Annotated in this window: 17 protein-coding genes; 13 read left to right on the forward strand and 4 right to left on the reverse strand. The window is 58.9% G+C overall.

Annotated features, from left to right (window positions below):
• Window positions 1–219 precede the first annotated feature (219 nt).
• Complete coding sequence (gene aspA / locus RYB66_RS08865) at window positions 220–1644, reverse strand: aspartate ammonia-lyase (protein WP_002555902.1); 1425 nt, start codon at window positions 1642–1644, stop codon at window positions 220–222.
• Between the two features lie 318 nt (window positions 1645–1962).
• Here aspA and RYB66_RS08870 point away from each other — a divergent pair, with 318 nt between their 5' ends.
• Window positions 1963–2874 carry a LysR substrate-binding domain-containing protein gene (locus RYB66_RS08870; protein WP_002555901.1) on the forward strand — a complete coding sequence of 304 codons (912 nt, stop codon included), beginning with the start codon at window positions 1963–1965 and terminating at the stop codon, window positions 2872–2874.
• A 38-nt stretch (window positions 2875–2912) separates the two neighbouring features.
• Here RYB66_RS08870 and RYB66_RS08875 read toward each other — a convergent pair whose 3' ends face one another.
• Window positions 2913–3527, reverse strand: a complete 615-nt coding sequence (locus tag RYB66_RS08875; RefSeq protein WP_005781454.1) for a reprolysin-like metallopeptidase — start codon at window positions 3525–3527, stop codon at window positions 2913–2915.
• 378 nt (window positions 3528–3905) lie between these two features.
• Here RYB66_RS08875 and purE point away from each other — a divergent pair, with 378 nt between their 5' ends.
• From purE to RYB66_RS08895, 4 genes are all read left to right on the forward strand, one after another.
• Window positions 3906–4397: a 5-(carboxyamino)imidazole ribonucleotide mutase gene (gene purE, locus RYB66_RS08880; protein ID WP_002555898.1), complete on the forward strand. Its 492-nt coding sequence runs from the start codon at window positions 3906–3908 to the stop codon at window positions 4395–4397.
• 9 nt (window positions 4398–4406) lie between these two features.
• Window positions 4407–5489, forward strand: a complete 1083-nt coding sequence (locus RYB66_RS08885) for a 5-(carboxyamino)imidazole ribonucleotide synthase (RefSeq protein WP_005734973.1) — start codon at window positions 4407–4409, stop codon at window positions 5487–5489.
• 335 nt (window positions 5490–5824) lie between these two features.
• The gene (locus RYB66_RS08890) at window positions 5825–6070 is read left to right on the forward strand and encodes a GlsB/YeaQ/YmgE family stress response membrane protein (RefSeq protein WP_002555896.1); all 246 of its coding nucleotides are present in this window, start codon (window positions 5825–5827) and stop codon (window positions 6068–6070) included.
• An 82-nt stretch (window positions 6071–6152) separates the two neighbouring features.
• Window positions 6153–6686, forward strand: coding sequence for a DUF3299 domain-containing protein (locus RYB66_RS08895; protein WP_002555895.1), 534 nt, complete (start codon window positions 6153–6155; stop codon window positions 6684–6686).
• Window positions 6687–6706: 20 nt separating this feature from the next.
• Here the strand turns inward: RYB66_RS08895 and RYB66_RS08900 are convergent, their stop codons facing one another.
• Both RYB66_RS08900 and RYB66_RS08905 read right to left on the reverse strand, forming a co-directional pair.
• Window positions 6707–7618, reverse strand: coding sequence for a D-hexose-6-phosphate mutarotase (locus RYB66_RS08900; RefSeq protein ID WP_004666602.1), 912 nt, complete (start codon window positions 7616–7618; stop codon window positions 6707–6709).
• A gap of 91 nt (window positions 7619–7709) precedes the next feature.
• The gene (locus RYB66_RS08905; protein ID WP_002555893.1) at window positions 7710–8111 is read right to left on the reverse strand and encodes an acyl-CoA thioesterase; all 402 of its coding nucleotides are present in this window, start codon (window positions 8109–8111) and stop codon (window positions 7710–7712) included.
• 431 nt (window positions 8112–8542) lie between these two features.
• Between RYB66_RS08905 and RYB66_RS08910 the strand changes: the two genes are divergently transcribed.
• The 8 genes from RYB66_RS08910 to RYB66_RS08945 all read left to right on the forward strand — a co-directional run bounded on the left by RYB66_RS08910 (window position 8543) and on the right by RYB66_RS08945 (window position 19070).
• Window positions 8543–9832 carry an MFS transporter gene (locus RYB66_RS08910; protein WP_122259287.1) on the forward strand — a complete coding sequence of 430 codons (1290 nt, stop codon included), beginning with the start codon at window positions 8543–8545 and terminating at the stop codon, window positions 9830–9832.
• 167 nt (window positions 9833–9999) lie between these two features.
• Window positions 10000–10998: a phosphate ABC transporter substrate-binding protein PstS family protein gene (locus tag RYB66_RS08915; protein WP_005744881.1), complete on the forward strand. Its 999-nt coding sequence runs from the start codon at window positions 10000–10002 to the stop codon at window positions 10996–10998.
• A 142-nt stretch (window positions 10999–11140) separates the two neighbouring features.
• Window positions 11141–13426: an ABC transporter permease subunit gene (locus RYB66_RS08920; RefSeq protein ID WP_005757015.1), complete on the forward strand. Its 2286-nt coding sequence runs from the start codon at window positions 11141–11143 to the stop codon at window positions 13424–13426.
• Between the two features lie 69 nt (window positions 13427–13495).
• Window positions 13496–15112 carry a phosphate ABC transporter permease PstA gene (gene pstA, locus RYB66_RS08925; protein ID WP_316886133.1) on the forward strand — a complete coding sequence of 539 codons (1617 nt, stop codon included), beginning with the start codon at window positions 13496–13498 and terminating at the stop codon, window positions 15110–15112.
• Window positions 15113–15178: 66 nt separating this feature from the next.
• Window positions 15179–16012: a phosphate ABC transporter ATP-binding protein PstB gene (gene pstB / locus RYB66_RS08930; RefSeq protein ID WP_005734982.1), complete on the forward strand. Its 834-nt coding sequence runs from the start codon at window positions 15179–15181 to the stop codon at window positions 16010–16012.
• A 70-nt stretch (window positions 16013–16082) separates the two neighbouring features.
• Window positions 16083–16844, forward strand: coding sequence for a phosphate signaling complex protein PhoU (gene phoU, locus RYB66_RS08935; protein ID WP_002555887.1), 762 nt, complete (start codon window positions 16083–16085; stop codon window positions 16842–16844).
• 203 nt (window positions 16845–17047) lie between these two features.
• On the forward strand, window positions 17048–17938 hold the full coding sequence (locus RYB66_RS08940; protein WP_002555886.1) for a response regulator: 891 nt from the start codon (window positions 17048–17050) through the stop codon (window positions 17936–17938).
• Between the two features lie 229 nt (window positions 17939–18167).
• The gene (locus RYB66_RS08945; RefSeq protein ID WP_004659063.1) at window positions 18168–19070 is read left to right on the forward strand and encodes a peptidoglycan DD-metalloendopeptidase family protein; all 903 of its coding nucleotides are present in this window, start codon (window positions 18168–18170) and stop codon (window positions 19068–19070) included.
• Window positions 19071–19512 lie beyond the last annotated feature (442 nt).

The raw sequence follows: 19512 nt of genomic DNA on the forward strand, positions 1-19512 counted from the left end.
AGTCGCTTTCTTGGACGTCTGATTCTTCATTCGCGACGATGAATGAATACTTCCACGGATTACTCCGCCAAAGTGGGGTGCCGAAGGCTCTGGGTCCAGTGTCGGAGCCCTTTGCTGCGGGCAAAAAAAAGGGTCTGGAGAATCACTCCCAGACCCTCAAAAAATTGAGGGGTGTCTAGGCCCTCAATCTGGTGAGCTTGGTGCGCAGGTCATTTCCTGTCAGGCCTTCAAGGGGGCCAGACGCGGAGCGATCATGTTTTCCGGGCGCAGGATGTCGTCGAGCATGGCATCGTCGAGCAGACCTTCCTCACGCACCAGTTCCAGCACGCCGCGGCCGGTTTCCAGCGCGATGCGGGCGATACGGGTGGAGTTTTCGTAACCGATGTAGGGGTTCAGTGCGGTCACCAGGCCGATCGAATGCTCGACCAACTCGCGGCAGCGCTGTTCGTTGGCCGTGATGCCCACAATGCAGTGCTCGCGCAGCATGTCCATGGCGCGCTGCAACAGGCGGATAGAGTCGAAAATCTTGTAAGCGATCAGTGGCTCCATCACGTTGAGCTGCAATTGTCCGCCTTCAGCGGCCATGGTCAGCGACAGGTCGTTGCCGATGATTTCGAAAGCAACCTGATTGACCGCTTCCGGGATTACCGGGTTGACCTTGCCGGGCATGATCGAGCTGCCTGGCTGGCGTGCCGGCAGGTTGATTTCGTTGATCCCGGTACGCGGGCCGCTGGACAGCAGGCGCAGGTCGTTGCAGATCTTCGACAGCTTGACCGCAGTACGCTTGAGCATGCCCGAGAACAGTACGAACGCGCCCATGTCGGAGGTCGCTTCGATCAGGTCGGCTGCCGGCACCAGCGGCTGGCCGCTGATCAGCGCCAGGCGGTCGACGGCAAGCTTTTGGTAGCCAGGGTCGGCGTTGATGCCGGTGCCGATGGCCGTACCGCCCAGGTTCACTTCGGTCAACAGCTCGGGTGCCAGGCTGCGCAGGCGGTTGAGGTCTTCTGTCAGCGTGGTGGCAAAGGCGCGGAACTCCTGACCCAGGGTCATTGGCACGGCGTCCTGCAACTGAGTACGACCCATTTTCAGCACATGGTTGAATTCTTCGCCCTTGGCGGCGAACGACTGGATCAGGCTGGAGAGGCTGGCGAGCAGGGCGTCATGGCCCAGCAGCAGACCCAGGCGGATCGCGGTCGGGTAGGCGTCGTTGGTCGACTGCGCCATGTTTACATCGTTGTTGGGGTGCAGGTGCTTGTATTCGCCTTTCTCGAAGCCCATGGTTTCCAGGGCGATGTTGGCGATGACTTCGTTGGCGTTCATGTTGGTGGACGTGCCGGCACCGCCCTGAATCATGTCGACCACGAACTGATCGTGGAAGTCGCCACGGATCAGGCGGGCGCAGGCCTCGCTAATGGCCGCATGCTTTTTATCGTTGAGGTGTCCGAGCTGGTGGTTTGCATCAGCTGCCGCCTGTTTGACCATGGCCAGGGCCACAACCAGTTTAGGGTAGTGCGAAAGCGGCACGCCTGAGAGGTGAAAGTTGTTCACCGCTCGCAGGGTCTGAATGCCGTAATACGCGTTGGCAGGTACTTCGAGAACACCAAGCAGGTCTTTTTCGATGCGCGATGATGCAGGCGAGGACATGATAAAAGAAGTCTCAAAAAGGCACGGACAATGCCGGAACGCCGCGAATAGTGGGCTTCCCACCCTGTCTTGACCAATGCTGTTAAACGCTGGCCTATGCAATAACGGCATAATCAGGGTGTGACCCGGATTCCGTTAAGTGCGTAAAGGGGGCAAAATGTCGCACCCGGACGCTGCCTCTGCAGCCTTGCCAGAGCCGTCTGGCCATGTATCCGCAGCGCATTGCCGGTCGTCCCACTGCGGTCGCTTCAAGCCGGGTGGGTGCAGGGCATGCGCAGTCGCCTGTCGAAGCAGTCATCCATTGTCCGGGAGGACCTGATGAATCTGGAAAGCAAATGGCTGGAGGATTTCAGCGCCCTGGCGGCCACCCGCAGCTTTTCTCAGGCCGCCGAGCGTCGTTTCGTGACTCAGCCAGCGTTCAGTCGGCGTATCCGCAGTCTTGAGTCGGCCTTGGGGCTGACGCTGGTCAATCGCTCGCGCACGCCCATCGAACTGACGGCTGCCGGGCAGCTGTTTCTGGTCACCGCGCGTACCGTGGTCGAGCAACTGGGCGAAGTCGTGCGCCATCTGCATCATCTGGAAGGTGGGCAGGGCGAGGTGATGCAGGTTGCTGCGGCACACTCGCTGGCGTTGGGGTTCTTTCCGCGCTGGATTGCCCAGCTACGTAACGAAGGGCTGAACATTGCCACCCGGCTGGTGGCCACCAACGTTGGCGATGCCGTACACGCGTTGCGTGAAGGTGGCTGCGATCTGATGCTGGCGTTCTATGATCCTGACGCCGCGCTGCAAATGGACGCTGAAATCTTCCCCTCGCTGCATCTGGGCCATACCGAGATGTTGCCGGTCTGTGCGGCAGATGCCGATGGGCAGCCGTTATTCGATATGGAAGGCGAGGGCAGTGTGCCGTTGCTTGCCTACAGCGCCGGGGCCTTTCTCGGGCGCTCGGTGAATCTGCTGCTGCGTCAGCGCAACCTGCGGTTCACGACGGTTTACGAGACGGCGATGGCCGATAGCCTGAAAAGCATGGCACTGGAAGGGCTGGGCATCGCCTGGGTTCCGCAACTGAGTGTGCGCGCCGAACTGGCGCGCGGTGAACTGGTGGTGTGTGGCGGGCCGCAGTGGCATGTGCCGCTGGAGATTCGCCTTTACCGTTGCGCTCTGGTACGCAAGGCCAATGTGCGCCTGCTGTGGCGCAAGCTTGAGAGTGCAGCGTCGCCGGGCGAAGCATAAAAACGGCCTGTTGTGATGCATGACAACAGGCCGTTTGCTCAGCGAACAGATATGTTATCGACGTATTTGCGAATCAATTCCTTGTTGGCATCGCTGAAGTAATAGCAGGGGATGATTGAAGTGGTGGAATATCCCCACATAGTCGTCTGGCATGGAAAACCGCTAGCCGCCTCATGCGTAGCGCCAAACAGGTGGCCGATCTCATGCGGCAGCGTGTTGTAATCTTTCAGAGACGCCATCGCGACGTGATGGCTTGTTGCTGCAACGCCGTGTAACGTCCCGTGGATTTTATTGGAAGTCACCAGCACGTATTTATGGCGCTCGGACGGGCGTGGCAGGTTTTTAGCGTCTGCGTAAGCGGTGCTCGTCTGAAATAGCCTGTATAACGACTGTTCATCCTCCTCCCCACGATAGGCGAAGTCTGTAAGGCCCGGTTCGTCGTTGATGAATGTGACCGTTGTCCTGCGCCCCGTGATTTCCTGCAACTGAGCGAGAAAGGGATTCAAGTAGTTGTCACCCAGTTCAGCGCGTTCATATTTTGTCAGTTGATCGTGCATGATCACGAACAGTCCCAGATTGGGGCCGTCGGCGCTGGCAAATGGCAGGTAAAAAAAGACGGCAAGTGACAGCCAGACTGTCAGTTTGTTTTTCATTGGTACGTTCTCATCCTTGAGAGTCAGGTTAGATTGCGACTTCAATGTCGCGCTTCCAGTTAAACAAATACTGTCCGGGCCTGACAGTCCTGCTATGTCGTTTAGCGTCGTAGGGCAAGGCCTTTCATGTTGTAAGGCGCGCTGGTTAACGTGTTGGAATTTCAGTGTGTCCGGCTCCAGGGCACGGCTTGCGTCGATCTCTGGCGGTGCTGCTGACAGAAGGTGATCGCAGGTGCTTTAAACTCACCACTTTGCGGTATACTGCGCGGCCTTTGGCCGGCTAAATCGGTCACTATTCGTACAACAAGCCACGCCGGTTCCCCCGCGTGGCTTGTTGTTTTCAGACGCGCCTGCGGGCGCCCGATGAGAGGCACGACGATGAGCGCACTGGTTGGCGTGATCATGGGCTCCAAGTCCGATTGGTCCACCCTTAGCCACACTGCCGACATGCTGGAAAAGCTCGGCATCCCTTATGAAGTCAAGGTGGTTTCAGCTCACCGCACGCCGGACCTGCTGTTCCAGTACGCCGACGAAGCAGAGGGCCGTGGCATTGAAGTGATCATCGCCGGTGCTGGCGGTGCCGCTCACTTGCCGGGTATGTGTGCCGCCAAGACCCACCTGCCTGTGCTAGGCGTTCCGGTACAGTCGTCGATGCTGTCGGGTGTCGACTCCCTGCTGTCGATCGTGCAGATGCCTGCCGGTATTCCGGTAGCGACCCTGGCCATCGGCAAAGCGGGGGCGATCAACGCTGCGCTGCTTTCGGCCAGTATCCTGGGCGCCAAACACCCTCAATTCCACGCAGCGCTGAAGAAATTCCGCGCTGAGCAGACAGACAGCGTCCTGGACAATCCAGACCCACGCCACGCCTGAGGTTTTTCCATGAAGATCGGTGTAATCGGTGGCGGCCAGCTCGGCCGCATGTTGGCATTGGCAGGTACGCCGCTGGGCATGAACTTCGCCTTTCTCGATCCCGCGCCGGATGCCTGTGCTGCTGCACTTGGCGAGCATCTGCGTGCCGATTACGGCGATCTGGACCATCTGCGTCAGTTGGCTGATGAAGTCGATCTGGTGACTTTCGAGTTCGAAAGCGTTCCGGCCGAGACCGTGGCGTTTCTGTCGCAGTTCGTACCGGTCTATCCGAGCGCCGAGGCGTTGCGCATTGCGCGTGACCGCTGGTTTGAAAAAAGCATGTTCAAGGATCTGGGCATTCCGACGCCCGCATTCGCCGATATTCAGTCGCAGGCCGATCTGGATGCTGCGGTGGCCAGCATTGGCCTGCCGGCCGTGCTCAAGACTCGTACGCTGGGTTATGACGGCAAGGGCCAGAAGGTCCTGCGCTCGGCAGCAGATGTGACCGGTACGTTCGCCGAGCTGGGCAGCGTGCCTTGCCTGCTGGAAGGCTTCGTGCCGTTCACTGGCGAAGTGTCGCTGATCGCCGTTCGCGCACGTGATGGCGAGACCCGGTTCTACCCGCTGGTTCACAACACGCACGACAGCGGCATCCTGCGCCTGTCCATCGCCAGCACCGATCACCCATTGCAGGCACTGGCCGAAGACTACGCCGGTCGTGTCCTGAAGCAGCTGGATTACGTGGGCGTGCTGGCATTCGAGTTCTTTGAGGTCGACGGCGGCCTGAAAGCCAACGAGATTGCGCCGCGGGTACACAACTCCGGTCACTGGACGACCGAAGGCGCCGAGTGCAGCCAGTTTGAAAATCACCTGCGGGCGGTTGCCGGTCTGCCGCTGGGCTCCACAGCCAAGGTCGGCGAGAGCGCCATGCTCAACTTCATCGGTGAAGTGCCAGCAGTGGACAAGGTCATCGCCGTCGAAGATTGCCACCTGCACCACTACGGCAAGGCGTTCAAGGCAGGCCGCAAAGTAGGGCACGCTACGGTCCGCAGCGCTGACCGCGCTACGCTGGATCGTCAGGTGAAGCTGGTTGAAGCGTTGATCAAGGGCTGATCAGGCCCGCGGCTATCGTGCCAATGCTCTGCGCTCGACGTAATACACAAATCCAACTGACTATCGTGCCAATGCTCCGCGTTGGCATGCATTGGGTGACGCTCCGCGTCACGAAATGCATTACCACGCGGAGCGTGGGAACGAGAATTAGCGGGGTGTCAGCCTTGTTTAGCCGTTCTGCGCTGTCGCCAGGCCCTGTCATTCATGAAGAATCCTCCACCTCGAAGCAAACTGTCCATTGCGCCGGAACCATTCCCTGCCGCTGTTCTCAGATAGCAGTAGGTCGGGGCTGCTCATTAGCCCAGGCATATTCACTTAATACAGAGGGGAATGGCATGGGTATCATTGGAACCATCTTTATCGGCCTGATCGTTGGTCTGCTGGCTCGCTTCCTGAAGCCGGGCGACGACAGCATGGGCTGGATCATGACCATCGTACTGGGTATCGCCGGCTCGCTCGCAGCCACTTATGGTGGTCAGGCGCTGGGTATCTATCAAGCGGGCGAGGGTGCAGGTTTCCTCGGCGCGCTGGTAGGTGCAATCATCCTGCTGGTTATCTACGGCATGATCAAAAAGAAATAACGTTTAATGTTCAGCCCTCTGTTCTGCGCGGTACAGAGGGCTAGAATGCGCGGCAACTCTTCCTTCTTTGCCGAGCTTTATCATGCGCCGCTTCTTGTTGATGACTCTTCTGCTGCTGTCCGGGCTTGCACACGCCCAGTTGCCGGAAACCGACTGGCTTGAGCTGATGCCCAAGTCCGATCAAAAAGCCCTCGAAGCCATGCCCGAGATTGACCACAATTCTCCGGAAGCGATGGGCACGTTCGACAGCAAGGGTGGCTTGAAGCAGAGCAAGGGTTTGCCAGCGGTCATGTATTCGACCAAGACCGTCCCGGCAATGAACGGCAAGACCATTCGTCTTGGCGGTTACCCTGTACCCCTCGAAACCGATGCCAAGGGCCACAGCACGCTGTTCTTCATCGTGCCCTATCCAGGCGCCTGCATTCACGTTCCGCCACCGCCGCCCAACCAGTTGGTGCTGGTGCGTTACCCCAAAGGCCTGAAACTGGATGATATCTACACACCACTGTGGGTAGAAGGCACCCTGAAAATCGAGAAGGTCAGTAACGATCTGGCTGATGCGGCGTATGCGATGGATGCGTCAAAGGTCCGCGTTGTGGTTGAGTCGGACCTTTGATGGGCTTGATCAATAACTGATCAGAGCGCCTCGCTCCAGATACTCACACCCAGAACATGCATCTGGTCGGGGGCCAGCGTCACCACGTCGTCCAGCACGTTGGCCGTTTCGACGCAGACCATGCGCTGCCAGCCATCTGCTGCCATGTCGGTGAATTTGCCGGTTTTCTCGATCCACGGGTTCCACAGGATGGCTGATTTCGAGCCGGTACTGCGGATATGGATGCGGCGCTGCCATTGGGGGTCAACGATGCTGAGTACCCCCGGCGTATCCTTGTAGATACGGTCGGTTTCGCCAGTGAACGTCAGGTCGCCGGCCTGTTCACGTTCTTCCCAGTTTGCCAGGGTTTCGATGTAGCGCAGGCCGTCGAGCCCTTCGACGCTGACCTGACGAACATCGCTGACGGCGAAATAGGTGTGCAGCGCCTGGCTGATAACGACAGATTCTGTGCCGCAGTTGTAGCTGACCAGGCTGACGTTCAGAGCATGGTCCAGACGGATGCTGAGTTTCAGGGCGACGTTGTGCGGCCAGCCTGGCAGGTGGCCTTCGGCTTCCGGAAGGACGAATTCCACCAGCAGTGCGTCGCCATCTGCTCCGATCCCCAGCAACTGCCAATCCAGCGCTCGCACTTCACCATGCGCCTTGGCAGGTTCGCTGCTGTCGCGCATTGCCTGCACGCTTTGCGGGTTGCGTTCCAGATTACCGAACCACGGCCAGCAGATGGGCATGCCCGCGCGAATGGGTTTGCCTTGCTTGAAAACCGCCTCTTCATTCAGCCACACCAGAGGCTGCTGTCCGGCCACTTGATAGCTGAGGATATGCGCGCCCTGCTGCGCAACCAGCAGCTCTGCTTCGCCGTGGCGAATACGCCAGCAGTTCAGTTCGTCGTACTGGACAGATTCAACGTTGGGTTCAACCGGGGATGTTGGCATGCAAAGTTCTCACTCAATGACCGTGACGAAAATAGACCGCTTCACGCAAGGTGAGTTTAACCGGGCAGCCATCCTTGGGTTGAGCAACCAGTTACCGTCGTGCGGGAACCGAGCGTGTCCGCCCGCTGGAATCTATGGCCACGAACACGAATGCGGCCTCAGTGACCTTGCGCCATTCGCTGGTGAGCGGGTCATCGCTCCACACTTCGACCATCATCTTGATCGAGGTGCGTCCGACTTCCAGGGTGCGGGTGTAAAAGGAAAGCTGCTCGCCAACTGCGACCGGGACCAGAAACGCCATGCGATCAATCGCCACGGTCGCTACACGGCCGCCGGCCACTTTACTGGCCATGGCTGTACCCGCCAGGTCCATCTGGGAGACCAGCCAGCCGCCGAAGATGTCGCCAAAGCCATTGGTTTCGCGGGGAAGGGCGGTAATTTGCAGTGCAAGGTCGCCTTGCGGAGTTGGATCTTCTTGTTCGAGCTCGATCATGCCTAGGGTGCCTCTGACCCATGACTCTCATTATTGTATGCCGCGGTTAACAGGCGCCATTCAAAACCATGCGCATGAACATTGTGTGTTCAGTGCCGGTGTGGCCCATAGAGAAACTCTGCGAAACCCGCTGATTCAGACGTTTTCGCACAACTTCCCAGTGCTGCTGACGACTTGCGAGTATATCGGGCGTTGCGTCATAGAACGACCGTCGGGTTTCCATTTTGTAATGATGCAGTTCTTGACATGTGTTTTTAAGAGCAATTTGCTATCTTGCTGGACCTCTACAGGTGACAAGACTGCCTGTACACGCAATTTTGGTGCCTATCTGCGCCTTTGCCCTCGACAATCGCTTCTGCACGGCACCCCGCAGCAGCCAGCGTTGCTGTCGCTTGCCCCTTTTTAAAGAACAAGTAAAGAGAAGCCTTGTCATGTCATCTGTTCCTTCAAGTTCCACGCAGCCTGCGCGGCCTTTGACCCGCAGCGATTACAAAACCCTTTCGCTGTCTGCTTTGGGTGGCGCGCTGGAGTTCTACGACTTCATCATTTTCGTGTTTTTCGCGGCGGTGGTCGGCAAGCTGTTTTTCCCGGTGGACATGCCCGACTGGCTGCGCATGATGCAGACGTTCGGCATTTTCGCCGCCGGTTATCTGGCGAGGCCCCTGGGCGGCATTATCATGGCGCACTTCGGCGATCTGCTGGGGCGCAAGAAAATGTTCACGCTGAGCATTTTCATGATGGCGGTGCCGACCCTGATCATGGGTCTGCTACCGACCTACGCACAGATCGGCATGTGGGCGCCGATTCTGCTGCTGTTGATGCGCGTCATTCAAGGTGCCGCCATCGGCGGTGAAGTGCCTGGCGCCTGGGTCTTCGTGTCCGAGCATGTGCCTGCACGGCGTGTCGGGTATGCCTGCGGCACCCTGACCGCAGGGCTGACAGCGGGCATCCTGCTGGGCTCGCTGGTCGCCACGGCGATCAACAGTATTTATACCCCGGTCGAAGTGTCGGATTACGCCTGGCGGATCCCTTTCCTGCTGGGCGGCGTGTTTGGCCTGATGTCGGTTTATCTGCGCCGTCTGTTGCACGAAACGCCGGTGTTCGCCGAACTGCAACTGCGCAAGGCGCTGGCTGAAGAAGTGCCGCTCAAGGCGGTGCTGCGTGATCATCGTGGTGCAGTTGCGCTGTCGATGCTGATGACCTGGTTGCTCTCGGCCGGCATCATCGTCGTTATCCTGATGACGCCGACCATTCTGCAAACCATCTATGGCTTTCCGGCCGCTACCGCGCTGAAAGCCAACAGCCTGGCAATTGTCTTCCTGAGCGTGGGTTGCATCGCTGCTGGCGCGCTGGCGGATCGTTTCGGCGCAGGCTGGGTGTTTCTGCTGGGCAGCGCGGGGTTGCTGGTCAGTTCCTGGACGTTCTATCACGTCCTCGGCAGCCATCCGGAAGTGCTGTTCCCGCTGTATGCCGTGACGGGCCTGTTCGTCGGCACTATCGGCGCGGTTCCTTATGTCATGGTCAAGGCTTTCCCGCCCGTGGTGCGTTTCTCCGGGCTGTCGTTCTCCTACAACCTGGCATACGCCATTTTCGGGGGGCTGACGCCGATGGTGGTGACGTTCATGCTCAAGAGCAGCCCGATGGGCCCGGCCTGGTATGTCGCGATTCTCTGCGGCCTGGGTATGGCAATCGGCGTGTTTTTGCTCACCAGAAAGCGTTGATCAGCACCCACTGGTAAAACGCTCAAGGTATCCGCTACAGCGAAAGGCTATCTCCCTGCGAGGGGCGATGGCCTTTTCATCTTATTGTCATAATCAATTCATAGAGTAGTCACAAGACTGGCCCAAAAGGCTTGTGGACACCTACATACCCTGCCAGGAGCGCAAGGATGACACTCAAGCGTTTGATGGCTGCACTGATATGGGTTGCCGCCAGCGCGACGGCAGCCAATACGCTGGCTGCCGTCGACCCTGCCATCAAGGCCTATACCAGGACCTCCGGTGTGTCGGGCAATCTCTCCAGTGTCGGCTCCGATACTCTGGCAAATCTGATGACCCTGTGGGCCGAGGCCTACAAGAAAGAATACCCGAGCGTGAACATCCAGATTCAAGCGGCCGGCTCTTCCACGGCGCCACCCGCGCTGACCGAGGGCACGGCCAATCTGGGCCCGATGAGCCGCAGGATGAAAGACGGCGAGCTGTCGGCTTTCGAGCAGAAGCATGGCTACAAGCCCACTGCCATCCCGGTCGCGGTGGATGCACTGGCCGTTTTCGTGCACAAGGACAACCCGATCAAGGGCCTGACCCTGCAGCAAGTGGACGCGATCTTTTCCGCGACCCGCCTGTGCGGTGCCAGGGCGGATGCGAAAACCTGGGGTGATGTCGGTGTGAGCGGCAGCCTGGCAGGCAAGCCGATTCAGTTGTTCGGTCGTAACTCGGTGTCGGGTACCTACGGTTACTTCAAGGAAGAAGCCCTGTGCAAAGGCGACTTCAAGGCCAACGTCAACGAGCAGCCCGGCTCTGCTTCGGTGGTCAGCGCGATCAGCAATTCGCTTAACGGCATCGGTTATTCGGGAATCGGTTACAAGACATCCAATGTCAGAACTGTGCCGCTGGCGAAGAAGGAAGGGGGCGAGTTTGTCGAAGACAGCGAAGCCAATACCTTGAACGGCAGTTATCCACTGTCGCGCTTCCTTTATGTGTACGTGAACAAGGCGCCGAACCAGCCCTTGGCGCCGCTGGAGGCCGAATTTGTAAAACTGGTGCTGTCGAGACAGGGCCAGGAAGTGGTGATGAAGGACGGTTATATCCCGCTGCCCGCCCGTGTCGTCGAGAAGACGCTGGCCGATCTTGGCCTGCAGGGCGCGGGCGGCGTGGCGGTAAAGTAGTCACGTACGCGTTGGAGCGGGGCTCAATGGACTGGCCTGCATACAAATTGAACAGTCCGCCGCCGGTTTCGCAGGCAGCGGGCTTTCTTGCGTCACCTTGCTGTAATGTTTCTGTCATACAAGGCGTCTACGGTGTGTGCGCATGAATGAGCTGTTCAAATCGACGATGGACCAAAGCTCGCCTCCAGCGCGTATTGATTTCAATACGCCTGCGATGGTGAGAAAGCGTCGTGTCCGTGCGTTCAAGGATCGCCTCACTCACTGGTACGTCGCTATTGGTGGCCTTGCCGTTCTGGCGGCGATCACACTGATCTTCTTCTATCTGGCCTATGTCGTCGCGCCGCTCTTCAAAGGCGCAAGCCTCACCTCCGAACCCGTGCTGAATACCGCCTGGATGCAGGATGCGGGTGCGCCGTTGATGATCGCAATCGAAGAGCAGAACCAGATCGGGATGCGCATTTCCGACAAGGGTGAAGTCATCTTTTTCAACGTCAAGGATGGCGCAGAGCTGCATAAGGTTGCCTTGCCACTGCCCGCTGGCGTGTCCGTCGCTTCCATCGGCAAGGATCAGCCCGGCGCGCCATTGATAGCCTTGGGCCTGTCCAATGGCCAGGTGCTGGTGTTCAGGCACTCGTACCTGACGACCTATCCGAACAATCAGAAAACCATCACCCCGAGCGTGGCCTGGCCCTACGGCGAAGCGCCTTTGGTGCTGGATGAGGCCGGTCGCGCAGTCGAGCATGTGACCGTCAGTGCCGATGGCGACAGCCTCAAGCTGGCAGGGTCTACCGGCACTCAGTTGCACGTTATCTCGCTCGAGCAGAAAGAAAACATGATGACCGGCGAGATGACGCGTGAGCAGACGCGCATCGAGCTACCGCAGATGTCGGCCGCCGTTAAAGCGATTTACATCGACCCGCGCCAGCAATGGTTGTATGTCATCAATGGTCGCGCGCAGGCGGATGTGTTCAGCCTGCGCGACCGAACCCTCAATGGTCGCTATAAATTGCTGGAAGACGGTAACGCCGAGATCACGGCGAGTGCCCAGCTGGTCGGCGGTATTTCGCTGATCATTGGCAACTCAAAGGGCAGCATGTCCCAGTGGTTCATGGCCCGGGACACTGACGGCGAGCAGCGCCTGATGCGCATCCGCGACTTTAAAATGGGCAGCGCACCTATCGAGCAGATCAAGGCCGAACAGCGGCGCAAGGGCTTCATTGCTCTGGACGCCTCGGGAAAGCTTGGCGTGTTCCACAGCACCGCGCACCGAACCTTGCTGATCGACAAGGTAACTGACGGTCCCGGCATTCTGGCGTTATCGCCGCGCGCCAACCGGGTTCTGATCGAAAGCGCTGGCAAGCTGTTGCCGCTGGCGCTGGACAACCCGCACCCGGAAGTCTCCTGGAGCTCGCTATGGGGCAAGGTCTGGTATGAGAATTACGACGAGCCCAAGTACGTTTGGCAATCCACGGCGTCCAACTCCGACTTCGAGCCGAAGCTGAGCCTGGCACCGTTGACCTACGGCACCCTGAAAGCGGCTTTCTACGCCATGCTGCTGGCCGCGCCGCTGGCCGTGGCTGCCGCGATCTACACCGCCTACTTCATGGCGCCGGGCATGCGCCGCAAGGTCAAGCCGGTGATTGAATTGATGGAAGCGATGCCGACGGTGATTCTCGGTTTCTTTGCCGGATTGTTTCTGGCACCGTACCTGGAAGGTCATTTGCCGGGCATCTTCAGTTTGCTGCTACTCACGCCGATCGGCATTTTGCTGGCAGGCTTTTTCTGGACCCGTCTGCCTGACTCGCTTCGCCTGCGCGTGCCCGATGGCTGGGAAGGCGCGATCCTGATTCCCGTTGTGCTATTGGTGGGCTGGTTTTCACTGAGCATGAGTCCGCACCTGGAGAGCTGGTTCTTCGGCGGCGACATGAGCACATGGATCCGCGACCAACTGGGCATCACCTACGATCAGCGCAACGCGTTGGTGGTCGGCATTGCAATGGGTTTCGCGGTGATCCCCAACATCTATTCAATTGCCGAAGACGCCGTGTTCAGCGTGCCGCGCAGCCTGACACTGGGCTCTCTGGCGCTGGGCGCAACGCCGTGGCAGACCCTGACGCGTGTAGTCATCCTGACCGCCAGCCCCGGTATTTTTTCGGCCTTGATGATCGGCATGGGCCGGGCCGTGGGGGAAACCATGATTGTGCTGATGGCGACCGGCAACACGCCGATCATGGACATGAATCTGTTTGAAGGCATGCGCACGCTGGCGGCCAATGTCGCGGTGGAGATGCCGGAGTCGGAAGTGGGCGGCAGCCATTATCGGGTGCTGTTTCTGGCGGCCTTGGTGCTGTTGATGTTCACCTTCGTGATGAACACCCTCGCAGAGTTGATTCGTCAGCGACTGCGCAAGCAATACTCGGCGTTGTAAAGAAGGTAGGCGTTGGTGAAGCGGAACTCCCTCAAGAGCTGGTTCAAAAGCGGCGCCCCTGGCGTCTGGATGAGTGCGGGTGCCGTATCCATCGCTGTCATCATGACCATCGGCCTGCTGGCAGTGATCGCCGTGCGGGGTCTTGGGCACTTTTGGCCCGCTGATCTGGTGGTCGCACGTTATGCGGTGCCCAATCAGGAATCGAGTGTGCTGGTCGGTGAGCGGGTCGAGCAGGAACAGGTTCCTCGTGCGCGTTTGAAAAGCGCGGGTCTGCCGGTGCCTGACCAAGGGCCGGAGTTCATGACCCGTGAGCTGTTCAAGGTTGGCAACCGTGACCTCAACCCCAGCGATTTCACCTGGGTTGTGGGCGACTGGCTGACCGACCAGAGCCGTCCTGCCGAACTGATGACACTGGAGCGCCGGGAGTGGGGCAATTTCTACGGCTATCTGGTCAACGTCAAGGAAGATGGCCGGATAGTGGCGCAAGGCGAAGCTGCCTGGCCGATCCTGCAAGAGCGCATCAAACGCGTCGAAAAGCTGGCTGACGAACTCTATATTCTGGAAAAGAAAGACATCGGGGCCATCAATCACGGTATTGAGCGCCTGCGTCTGCAGGCCCGCAAGCTGGAACTCAATGGCCGGCTCGATGCCGCTGCGCAAGCTGACATGGCTGCAGAACGTGCCGAGCTGGACGCGCGTTACAAGGTCATCGAGGGGCGTCTGGACGGCCTGCATGAGGCTTTTGATCGCGACAGCCTGACGGCACGCGATGGCAATGGCAAAGAAATCGAACTCAGCCTGGGCAAAGTGGTGCGTGCTTACCAGCCCAACGCGATGGGCACCTTTACCAAGCTGGGTTTCTACTTCCAGAAACTGTGGGAATTTCTCAGTGACGACCCTCGCGAAGCCAACACCGAAGGGGGTATTTTCCCGGCTATCTTCGGCACGGTGATGATGACCCTGATCATGGCAGTGATCGTGACGCCGTTCGGTGTGCTGGCAGCGGTTTACCTGCGCGAGTACGCGCGTCAGGGGCCGGTTACCCGGCTGATCCGCATTGCGGTGAACAACCTGGCCGGTGTGCCGGCGATTGTGTACGGCGTGTTCGGCCTCGGTTTTTTCGTTTATGTGCTCGGCGGCTCGGTAGACCGGCTGTTCTTTCCTGAAGCGCTGCCAGCCCCGACGTTTGGTACGCCAGGCCTGTTATGGGCCTCGCTGACCTTGGCGCTGCTGGCCGTGCCGGTGGTGATCGTGGCCACCGAAGAAGGGTTGGCGCGTATTCCGCTGACCCTGCGCGAAGGCTCGCTGGCGCTGGGCGCGACCAAGGCCGAGACGCTGTGGAAGATTGTATTGCCAATGGCCAGCCCGGCAATGATGACCGGCCTGATTCTGGCGGTGGCGCGTGCCGCTGGGGAAGTTGCGCCATTGATGCTGGTGGGCGTGGTCAAACTGGCCCCGTCGCTGCCGCTGGATGGCAACTATCCTTATCTGCATCTCGATCAGAAGATCATGCACCTGGGTTTCCACATTTACGACGTCGGCTTCCAGAGCCCGAACGTCGAGGCGGCGCGCCCGCTGGTCTACGCCACCGCGCTGTTGCTGGTGCTGGTCATCGCCTTGCTCAATCTCTCGGCTGTGAGTATCCGTAACCATTTGCGGGAAAAATATAAGGCGCTCGACAATTGATCCCGAATTCGCCCTTTGGCAAACGCAGCCGTTCGATGAAGCGAATCGTTCGCACAGGAGCAATCCATGCAGCATGAAAGCCCGACTCACGGCATGAACATGTCGGCCCTGAGGCGTCACAAGCAACGCCTGGATCTGGCCGATGAGACCGTGGCCATCGAAGTGCCGGGTCTGAATCTGTTCTATGGCGACAAGCAGGCGCTGTTTGATATTGCCCTGAATATCCCCAAGCAGAAAGTGACCTCGTTCATCGGTCCGTCCGGTTGTGGCAAGTCGACCCTGTTGCGCAGTTTCAATCGCATGAACGATCTGGTCGATGGCTGCCGCGTTGAAGGCGCAATCAACCTGTACGGTCACAACATCTACACCAAAGGCGAGGAAGTTGCTGAATTGCGTCGGCGCGTCGGCATGGTGTTCCAGAAGCCGAACCCGTTCCCCAAGACGATTTATGAAAACGTGGTCTACGGCCTGCGCATTCAGGGCATCAACAAGAAGCGCGTACTCGATGAAGCCGTCGAGTGGGCGCTGAAAGCCTCTGCGCTCTGGGATGAGGTCAAGGATCGACTGCATGAGTCGGCATTGGGTTTGTCCGGGGGGCAGCAGCAGCGTCTGGTCATTGCCAGAACGATCGCCGTGGAGCCGGAAGTGCTGCTGCTCGACGAACCCTGTTCGGCACTTGACCCGATTTCGACCCTTAAAGTTGAAGAACTGATCTACGAACTGAAATCGAAATACACCATTGTGATCGTTACGCACAACATGCAGCAGGCGGCTCGGGTGTCGGATTACACCGCGTTTATGTACATGGGCAAACTTGTCGAGTTCGGTGATACAGATACCTTGTTCACCAACCCGGCAAAAAAACAGACAGAAGACTACATCACCGGTCGTTACGGCTAGGACGTGCTTCGTCAGACCTGAACCACCGCTGCGTTTTCGCTATTAACCGGACGTTCCAAGGACACCCAGCATGATCCACAAAGACAGCCATACGCATCACATTTCCCAACAGTTCAACGCTGAACTCGAAGACGTTCGCAGCCATTTGCTCGAAATGGGTGGCCTGGTCGAGAAGCAGGTGAACGATTCTGTCACGGCACTGATCGAGGCCGACTCTGGTCTTGCCCAGCGCGTTCGCGAGGTCGACGACCGGATCAATCAGATGGAGCGCAGCATTGACGAAGAATGCCTGCGCATTCTGGCTCGTCGCCAGCCAGCGGCGTCCGATCTGCGCCTGATCATCAGCATTTCCAAGTCGGTGATCGACCTGGAGCGCATCGGTGATGAAGCCACCAAGATCGCCCGCCGCGCCATCAAACTCTGCGAAGAGGGCGAGGCGCCACGCGGTTACGTCGAGGTCCGTCATATCGGTGATCAGGTGCGCAACATGGTTCGCGATGCCCTGGACTCGTTCGCGCGTTTCGACGCCGAGCTGGCCCTGTCGGTCGCGCAGTACGACAAGACCATCGACCGTGAGTACAAAACCGCCCTGCGCGAGCTGGCGACCTACATGATGGAAGATCCACGCTCGATCTCCCGCGTGCTGGACGTCATCTGGGTGCTGCGCTCTCTGGAGCGCATCGGCGACCATGCTCGCAACATTTCCGAGCTGGTGATTTATCTGGTGCGTGGCACCGACGTGCGGCACATGGGGCTCAAGCGCATGAAGGAAGAAGTGCAGGGTATCTCGAGCGAAACCGCTAATGTTCCGGGCGACGCTGACGATAAGTAAGATTGCCTGCGAGAAAAACGCCCAGCATGCGCTGGGCGTTTTTCGTTGTGCAGACGAGTATTCCCGTCGCCTGCGGATTAAATGTCGCGGCGCAGTCAATCAATATGGCAGTTGGCCACCGGTCAACGCTATGCTTGCCGAAACAAAGGGCGTGTTGGCATACCGCAGTTCGCCTCCAGGTGAACACGCCCGCAGGAGCGTCGATGAGTAAGGTCAGTGTATTGGTGGTGGATGACGCGACTTTCATTCGCGACTTGGTCAAGAAAGGGCTGCGCAATTATTTTCCCGGGATTCACACCGAGGACGCAGTCAATGGTCGCAAGGCTCAGGCTTTGCTGGGCAAAGAGTCGTTCGATCTGATTCTGTGCGACTGGGAAATGCCCGAGATGTCCGGCCTGGAGCTGTTGACATGGTGTCGTGAGCAAGACAATTACCTGAGAACCGTGCCGTTCATCATGGTGACCAGCCGTGGCGACAAGGAAAACGTCGTGCAGGCTATTCAGGCCGGCGTGACCGATTTTGTCGGCAAACCGTTCACCAACGAGCAGTTGCTGACCAAGGTCAAGAAGGCGCTGGCGAAGGTCGGCAAGCTTGATGCTGTTATGTCCACAGCCCCGGCACGCATGAACTCGCCGCTCAATGACTCGCTCAGTGCATTGACCGGCGGCAAGGCCGAAGTGGTTCGCGCCACGCCAGCTGCCGCGCCTGCCGGTATCGCCAAAGCGCCGCCTGTAGCAGCCAAATCGCCGGAGCCTGCCGGTCGTGGACAGGGTCAGTTGCGCCTGCCCAACGGCATTCAGTCGTGCGTGATCAAGGCTTTGACGCTGAAAGACGCCACACTGGTGATACGCGTCAGCGAAAACCTGCCGCAGGTGCTCGACAGCGCGGTACTGGACCTTGAGCAAGGCGAGAGCAACGAGGTCGCACGCCTGAATGGCTACCTGCACTCCGTTGCCGCGTTCGAGCAGAAGCCTGACAGTGAATGGCTGCAAGTGACTTTCCGCTTTGTCGATCAGGATGCGCAGAAGCTCGACTACCTGTCGCGCCTGATCGCACGTGGCACGGCTCAGAAGCACTTTATCCCCGGAGCCTGATACACGCCTCCTGCTGACTGGCATGCCGACGTTCGCGTTGGCATGCCCCAAATACCTACTGCACAGCTACCCAATAACTTCACCCCGCTGCAATCACCCCCTCGCTGATCATGCTGTGTCCGTGGCTTGTCTGGCGCGTTATTCATGTCCGATTGATACCGACGAGTCCTCTTCTGTCTGCAAGGCTGCTAGGCTTGGCACCCAGTGCCCTTGAACCCGAACGCCTCTGATGCTTGCACGCTTGCTTATCCTGTTTGCCTTGATGTTGACTGTGCAGTCGGCCGGGGCAGTCACGATCTATAAATTCACCGATGCCGATGGCGTGGTGTCATTCTCGGATCGGCCAACACCTGGCGCATCGGTCATGGTGTTTCGGGACCGGATGGTCGAGCGCATCGACGGCCAGGTGCATTTGAGTGTCAGACGTGAAAAGGGCGTGCACAGCCTGTACGTGCGCAACGATCTGTACGCCCCGGTCGAGGTCGAACTCAAGCTTTCCAGCGTAACCAACGTGCTGGGCGTCTCTGGCTCGTCAGCAACGCTGCGCCGCACGATCCCTGCGCGCAGTAATGAACGTGTGGTGGTGCTGAGCCCCAAAGTGGGGAGCAAGCCGATGAACTACGCCTCGGTGCTGACTTCAACCCTGGGCGATCCCAAAGGTTCGGTGCAGGCCTATAAATACCCATTGCCGTGGATTGGCGGACCGTTTCGCCTGACTCAGGGGCCGAATGGCAAATACAGTCATTACGGTGCCAAGGGCCGCTATGCGATGGACATTGCCATGCCCGAAGGCACGCCGATCATCGCCGCACGCGGCGGGACGGTGATAAAGATCGAAAACAGCCAGTCAGGGAGGGGGTCGAATGCGTCAGGCAACTTCGTACGGATTCTGCACGAAGACGGCACGATGGGCGTCTACCTGCACCTGATGCGCGGTTCGGTGAGTGTCAGGGAAGGTCAGCGGGTCAGCGTCGGAACCGCGCTGGCGCGGTCGGGTAATACCGGCAACAGCACCGGCCCGCATCTGCACTTTGTCGTGCAACGCAATTCGGGCCATGAACTGGTATCGATCCCTTACGAATTCGCCAGACCAGTGCAGAGCCTGCCCAACTTCGCCGTCGGCGGGAATTGACTGCTGGGGCGACCGTGCATTTCTTGACTATCGTGCCGACGCTCCGCGTCGGTATGCCGTTCTGGGCGCTCCGCGTCCGCTTTGAGTATGCGGAGCGTCACCCAAGGCATTCCCACGCTGGAGCGTGAGGAACGATAGGCGTCCGGAGAGCACCTATCGTGCCCATGCTCCGCGTGGGTATGCAGTTCTGGACGCTCTGCGTCCGCTTTGAGTATGCGGCGTGGCGCAGACCTGTGACGCGGAGCGTTACCCAAGGCATTCCCACGCTGGAGCGTGAGGAACGATAGGCGTTCGGGAGAGCACCTATCGTGCCCATGCTCCGCGTGGGTATGCAGTTCTGGACGCTCTGCGTCCGCTTTTGAGTATGCGGCGTGGCGCAGACCTGTGACGCGGAGCGTTACCCAAGGCATTCCCACGCTGGAGCGTGAGGAACGATAGGCGT

Origin of the sequence: Pseudomonas syringae group sp. 243L2 (assembly GCF_032587875.1) — a bacterium.
GTDB lineage: Bacteria > Pseudomonadota > Gammaproteobacteria > Pseudomonadales > Pseudomonadaceae > Aquipseudomonas > Aquipseudomonas amygdali.

What these genes read in the sequence shown, in the direction of transcription:
- phoU (WP_002555887.1), top strand. Translation starts at nt 16,083, where the DNA reads ATGATCCACAAAGACAGCCATACGCATCACATTTCCCAACAGTTCAAC.
- RYB66_RS08875 (WP_005781454.1), bottom strand. Translation starts at nt 3,527, where the DNA reads ATGAAAAACAAACTGACAGTCTGGCTGTCACTTGCCGTCTTTTTTTAC.
- purE (WP_002555898.1), top strand. Translation starts at nt 3,906, where the DNA reads ATGAGCGCACTGGTTGGCGTGATCATGGGCTCCAAGTCCGATTGGTCC.
- RYB66_RS08915 (WP_005744881.1), top strand. Translation starts at nt 10,000, where the DNA reads ATGACACTCAAGCGTTTGATGGCTGCACTGATATGGGTTGCCGCCAGC.
- RYB66_RS08890 (WP_002555896.1), top strand. Translation starts at nt 5,825, where the DNA reads ATGGGTATCATTGGAACCATCTTTATCGGCCTGATCGTTGGTCTGCTG.
- RYB66_RS08870 (WP_002555901.1), top strand. Translation starts at nt 1,963, where the DNA reads ATGAATCTGGAAAGCAAATGGCTGGAGGATTTCAGCGCCCTGGCGGCC.
- aspA (WP_002555902.1), bottom strand. Translation starts at nt 1,644, where the DNA reads ATGTCCTCGCCTGCATCATCGCGCATCGAAAAAGACCTGCTTGGTGTT.
- pstA (WP_316886133.1), top strand. Translation starts at nt 13,496, where the DNA reads ATGAGTGCGGGTGCCGTATCCATCGCTGTCATCATGACCATCGGCCTG.
- RYB66_RS08945 (WP_004659063.1), top strand. Translation starts at nt 18,168, where the DNA reads ATGCTTGCACGCTTGCTTATCCTGTTTGCCTTGATGTTGACTGTGCAG.
- RYB66_RS08940 (WP_002555886.1), top strand. Translation starts at nt 17,048, where the DNA reads ATGAGTAAGGTCAGTGTATTGGTGGTGGATGACGCGACTTTCATTCGC.
- RYB66_RS08910 (WP_122259287.1), top strand. Translation starts at nt 8,543, where the DNA reads ATGTCATCTGTTCCTTCAAGTTCCACGCAGCCTGCGCGGCCTTTGACC.
- RYB66_RS08920 (WP_005757015.1), top strand. Translation starts at nt 11,141, where the DNA reads ATGAATGAGCTGTTCAAATCGACGATGGACCAAAGCTCGCCTCCAGCG.
- RYB66_RS08885 (WP_005734973.1), top strand. Translation starts at nt 4,407, where the DNA reads ATGAAGATCGGTGTAATCGGTGGCGGCCAGCTCGGCCGCATGTTGGCA.
- RYB66_RS08905 (WP_002555893.1), bottom strand. Translation starts at nt 8,111, where the DNA reads ATGATCGAGCTCGAACAAGAAGATCCAACTCCGCAAGGCGACCTTGCA.
- pstB (WP_005734982.1), top strand. Translation starts at nt 15,179, where the DNA reads ATGCAGCATGAAAGCCCGACTCACGGCATGAACATGTCGGCCCTGAGG.
- RYB66_RS08900 (WP_004666602.1), bottom strand. Translation starts at nt 7,618, where the DNA reads ATGCCAACATCCCCGGTTGAACCCAACGTTGAATCTGTCCAGTACGAC.
- RYB66_RS08895 (WP_002555895.1), top strand. Translation starts at nt 6,153, where the DNA reads ATGCGCCGCTTCTTGTTGATGACTCTTCTGCTGCTGTCCGGGCTTGCA.